Raw genomic sequence first — 4,637 nt, forward strand, 5'->3', positions numbered from 1 at the left:
AGATTCCACCTCGCGATGGACACCCTTGCCCTTGGCTAGCGGTTCCGACTACTACGGCCCGCAGTGGACTTTCACCACCAAGTTGGCGCCCATGCCGGGCGCACCAAAAAATGGCTCAGAGCATCGCACGACGCTCTGAGCCATTTTGATTGCCAGCACTTATTGCCCTTCGCTGAGCAGGTAGCGACTGGTGCGCTTTTCCAGCCAGCTCTGGACGCCGGTCAAGACCGTCGTCAGCATCAGGTACAGGAAAGCGACTAGACTGTAAGACACCAGCGGGTTGTAGTAAAGCGCCGCAAACTGCTGGCTGACCTGGAACATCTCGATGATGGTGATGCCGCTGGCCAAACTTGTGTCCTTGATCAGGCTGATAAAGCTGTTGGACAGCGGCGGCAGCGCGATGCGCAGGGCTTGCGGGAAGATGACCAGGCGCAGGATCAGCGACTTTTTCATCCCCAGGGCTTTGGCTGCGTCCCACTGGGTCTTAGGCACCGAGGAGATCGCCGCGCGAATCGTTTCCGAAGCATAAGCCCCGGTGTTCAGCGAAAAAGTTAGGATGCCGGCCGTCCAGGCATTCAGCTCGATGATGGCGTGACCGTTCATCTTCAGGTACGGCAGACCGAAGAAAATCAGGAAAAGCTGTACCAACAGCGGCGTGCCGCGGAAGATCCAGACGTAAAACCAGGTCAGGCCTTTCAGCCCGCGCATGACCGGCTGATGCGACGGCGAGATCCGGACAAGGGCGACCAGCACCGCCAAAATCAGCCCTAATGCAAACGAAATCAACGTAATTGGAATGGTGTACTTGAGCATCGCCACCAGCAATTCCGGCAGTGACTTCAGCACAATTTGCCAGGCACTCATCAAATCCCTCCTTTTCTCACCGGCGCTCGGTTATTTCGTGATGTCGCTGCCGAAGTACTTCTTCGAAAGCTTCCCGAGCTGACCGTTCTTGCGCAGCTTCTCAATCGCCTTGGTGACCTGCTTTTGCAGCGGGCCTTCGTCTTTGCGTAGCAGGCCGCGCGCCGGCGTGGTCTTGATCGCGCTGCCGATCGAAATCAGCTTAATGTCTGCATTCGGCTGCTGCTTGAGGTAAGCGTGGAAGGACGCAGTGTCATTGACCGTGCCGTCCGCTCGCCCCTGCTCGATCAGCGTGACCGACTGGGCGAAGCCGTCAACTGGGACAATCACCCCGCCGAGCTTCTTCACGTTTGCCGCGTTGTTCGAGGTGACACTTTGGGCCATTTTCTTGCCCTTGATGTCCTTGATCGATTTAATGGTCGTGTTGCCCTTTTTGACCGCCAGCTCGGACTTGCCTGAGGTATATGGCACCGTGAAGCGATACTTGGCGGCGCGCTCAGGGGTCTTGGCCACGTTGTTCAAGATCAGGTCGTACTTGTTGACGTTGAGGCCGGCAATCAGCGAGTCCCACTTGGTCTCCACAAACTTCGGCTTTAAGTTGAGCTCCTTGGCAATTTGCTTGCCCAGCTCAACTTCAAACCCGGTCAGCTTGCCATTTTCATGGTAGCTATACGGCTGGTAAGTGCCTTCCAGGCCAATGGTCAAGGTCTTCGGCGTCACCAGCTTGACAGTGTTATCGTTCGCCTTGCTACTGCTGCTTTGACTGTTGCCGCATGCGGCGAGCACGCCCACCATCAGCAGACTAGCCAACGCGATTAACCATTTTTTCATGAAATTTCCTCCGTTTCTGAAAATCAGCACCACCAATTATACACGACTTACTTTTGGTAATCGAGTGCTTCTAATCAGATTCTTTTAATGGCCACCGCCCGGCGAATCCTGACCGCACCAGGTACCAGAAAACCCCACTCGCCAAAGCGAATGGGGCATTTTGGTTGGCAACAGTTAGGCCTGACCTGCCAGGTCATCGTTGCCGATGACCATGTGCTTCTTGCGGTGCAGGATTTCTTCCTGACGGCCGTGAACCATTGGTCGCTTGTTCGGGTTGCCGAGGTAGCCGCACAGCCGCTTGACGACATCGCAGGTGTCCGGGTTGTGATTGCCGCACTGCGGGCATTCGTAGCCTTTTTCGGTCGCCTTGAACTCACCCTTGAACCCGCACTCGAAGCACTGGTCAATCGGGGTGTTGGTGCCCAGGTACCCGATCTTGTCGTACGCATAGTCCCAGACGGCTTCCAGGGCCTTCGGGTTTTGCTTCAGGTTCGGGTACTCGCAGTAGTGAATGAAACCGCCGGAGCAGTACTTCGGGTAGTCCTTTTCGAAGTCGAGCTTTTCAAACGGGGTTGGCGCCTTGCGGACATCATAGTGGAAGGAGTTCGTGTAGTAATCCTTGTCCGTGATGTCTTTGACCACGCCGAAACGCTTCTTGTCCAGCCGGCAGAAGGTGTCGGTCAAGCTTTCGGACGGCGTGCCGTAAACGGAGAAGTGATAGCCGTACTGCTTCTCCCACTGCTTGCAGTGCTCGTACAGATCCTTGACCACGTCGATGGAAAAGGCCTTGGCCTCCGGGTTCTTCTCCCAGGCCGAGCCGTAGAAGACGGTGCCGACCTCGTACAGGCCGATGTAGCCCAGCGAAACCGTGGCGCGGGAGTTCTTGAACAGCTCGTCGACGCTTTGGTCGTCATTCAGCCGCTTGCCAAACGCGCCGTACTTGTACAGGATCGGCGCGGATTCCGGCGTCGCCTGCTTGGCGCGTTCCACCTTGTACACCAGGCCCTGCTTGCAGATGTCGAGCCGCTGCTCGAGAATCTTCCAGAACTTGTCCTTGTCGCCCTTGCTTTCCATCGCGATGCGCGGCAGGTTGACGGTAATGACACCCAGGTTCATGCGGCCGGCGTTGACTTCCTCGCCGGTGTCCGGATCCGTCCAGCCCTGCAAAAACGACCGGCAGCCCATCGGCGCTTTGAAGGAACCGGTCAGCTTTTTAATCATGTCGTACGACAGAATGTCCGGGTACATGCGCTTGGTGGCGCACTCGACAGCCAGCTCCTTGATGTCGTAGTTCGGATCGCCAGGGTGCAGGTTCAGACCTTTTTTAATGGTGAAGACCAGCTTTGGAAAAATCGCGGTGCGCTTTTCCTTGCCCAGCCCATCGATGCGAATCTTGAGAATGTCCTTTTGAATTTCGCGTTCCAGCCAGTTCGTGCCCAGACCGAAGCCGACCGTCACAAAAGGCGTCTGGCCCTGCGTTGAGTACAAGGTGTTGACCTGGTACTCGAGCGTCTGCAGCGCGTCGTAAATATCCTTCTTGGTGCGGCGCTTGGCGTATGCCTCGGCTGTTTCGGCATCGATCGGCAGCTCCTTGGCTTCCTGCAGGTGCTTTTCGTAATTCTTCTGCGCAAACGGCGCGAGCACTTCATCGGTGCGGTCCGACGAGCAGCCGCCGTACTGGCTGGACGCGACGTTCGCGATAATCTGGGTCATCTGGGTGACGGCGACCTGAATGCTGTGAGCCGGCTCCACTTCGGCGTTGCCGATGCAAAAGCCGTGATTGAGCATTTCCTTAAAGTCGATCAGGCAGCAGTTGGTCTCGGCCATGTAAGGCGTGTAGTCGAGGTCGTGCCAGTGAATATCGCCGCGCAGGTGGGCATTTGCCACGGCCGGTGGCAGCATTTTCAGCCCGATGGCCTTGGCCACGGCGCCGGCGGTCAGGTCCCGCTGGGTCGAAAAGACGCGCGAGTCCTTATTGGCGTTTTCGTGCACAACAGTCGAGTCGCGGTCCAGCAGCTTCTGGACGTTGTAGTTGACGTCGGCCTTCTTCGACCGCTCAATATCGCGCTTCACGCGGTATTTCGTGTAGGCTTCACCCCAGTCGTACTGGTGCGCGTCAAGCAGCGCCTGCTCCACGATGCTTTGCACCTCGGGAATGCGCACGTCCTTGCTGAAGCGCTCGGTGATTGTGGCAACCGCGGCATCCGAGATCGATTCGATCAACGTGTAGTCGGTCGGCGCGAGTTCGCCGTTCACCGCCTTAGCCGCCTTCGTGATCGCGGCCGTGATCTTGCTTTGGTCAAAGTCGACAATCCGCCCGTCGCGTTTTTTTACGTTGATTTTTACTTTTAAATCGATCATGGATACCCTCTCCGTTCCTTTGTTCAGACTCGAACATCATAGAAACATTCTATCACGTTCCGGATTATATGGGCACTATATATGGCAAAAAGTCTGTCCAAATTGGCCAAAAACACTAGATATTGTATAGTGAACGATTTAATTTGAACCGTCTGGTTTCGTGAAAACCTAGGCCCGGCACCTCAGTCTTCAGACGGATTTTCGCCTGGAAACGCGCTGTTGTCCCCGGCCTTTGCTATACTGAAAGTATCATCTTATGGAGGCTCACTATGGAAACTGCGCAATGGAAACAAATCGGTGTCATCGCCGTGATCATCATCTTAGGACTGATACTGTTGCCGCTCGTGGCTGGCATCATCAGTCTGATCATCAAGATTGTCTTGTTCCTGGCTATTGTGGCCGGGCTGTACTGGGCATATGTCACATTTATCAAGAAATGACCTCAGTTGAGCCGGCCGCGTGCCGGCTTTTTGAGTACGCCACGTAAAAGTTCGGCAAAAAAAAAGCCCCCAGTTTACAATTCAAGTGCAACACCCTGACGACTAGACCAAAAAGGCCATGAAGACCTATTCTTGTTAGTACTA

4 protein-coding genes are annotated in these 4,637 nt (G+C 55.5%); 1 reads left to right on the forward strand and 3 read right to left on the reverse strand.

Annotated elements, in window-relative coordinates:
• Positions 1-159 precede the first annotated feature (159 nt).
• The 3 genes from EKM86_RS12140 to nrdD form a co-directional block, all read right to left on the reverse strand.
• On the reverse strand, positions 160-864 hold the full coding sequence (locus tag EKM86_RS12140) for an amino acid ABC transporter permease (RefSeq protein WP_125758336.1): 705 nt from the start codon (positions 862-864) through the stop codon (positions 160-162).
• 30 nt (positions 865-894) lie between these two features.
• On the reverse strand, positions 895-1,692 hold the full coding sequence (locus tag EKM86_RS12145; protein WP_125758338.1) for a transporter substrate-binding domain-containing protein: 798 nt from the start codon (positions 1,690-1,692) through the stop codon (positions 895-897).
• A gap of 174 nt (positions 1,693-1,866) precedes the next feature.
• On the reverse strand, positions 1,867-4,053 hold the full coding sequence (nrdD, locus tag EKM86_RS12150) for an anaerobic ribonucleoside-triphosphate reductase (protein ID WP_125758340.1): 2,187 nt from the start codon (positions 4,051-4,053) through the stop codon (positions 1,867-1,869).
• Positions 4,054-4,322: 269 nt separating this feature from the next.
• Here nrdD and EKM86_RS12450 point away from each other — a divergent pair, with 269 nt between their 5' ends.
• The gene (locus EKM86_RS12450; protein ID WP_164506279.1) at positions 4,323-4,493 is read left to right on the forward strand and encodes a hypothetical protein; all 171 of its coding nucleotides are present in this window, start codon (positions 4,323-4,325) and stop codon (positions 4,491-4,493) included.
• The last annotated feature ends 144 nt before the right edge of the window (positions 4,494-4,637 follow it).

The sequence above is a fragment of the Lacticaseibacillus hegangensis genome, assembly GCF_003946465.1.
GTDB lineage: Bacteria > Bacillota > Bacilli > Lactobacillales > Lactobacillaceae > Lacticaseibacillus > Lacticaseibacillus hegangensis.

Excerpts from the sequence above, each read along its gene's own strand:
- nrdD (WP_125758340.1), bottom strand. The coding sequence starts at position 4,053 with ATGATCGATTTAAAAGTAAAAATCAACGTAAAAAAACGCGACGGGCGG.
- EKM86_RS12140 (WP_125758336.1), bottom strand. The coding sequence starts at position 864 with ATGAGTGCCTGGCAAATTGTGCTGAAGTCACTGCCGGAATTGCTGGTG.
- EKM86_RS12145 (WP_125758338.1), bottom strand. The coding sequence starts at position 1,692 with ATGAAAAAATGGTTAATCGCGTTGGCTAGTCTGCTGATGGTGGGCGTG.
- EKM86_RS12450 (WP_164506279.1), top strand. The coding sequence starts at position 4,323 with ATGGAAACTGCGCAATGGAAACAAATCGGTGTCATCGCCGTGATCATC.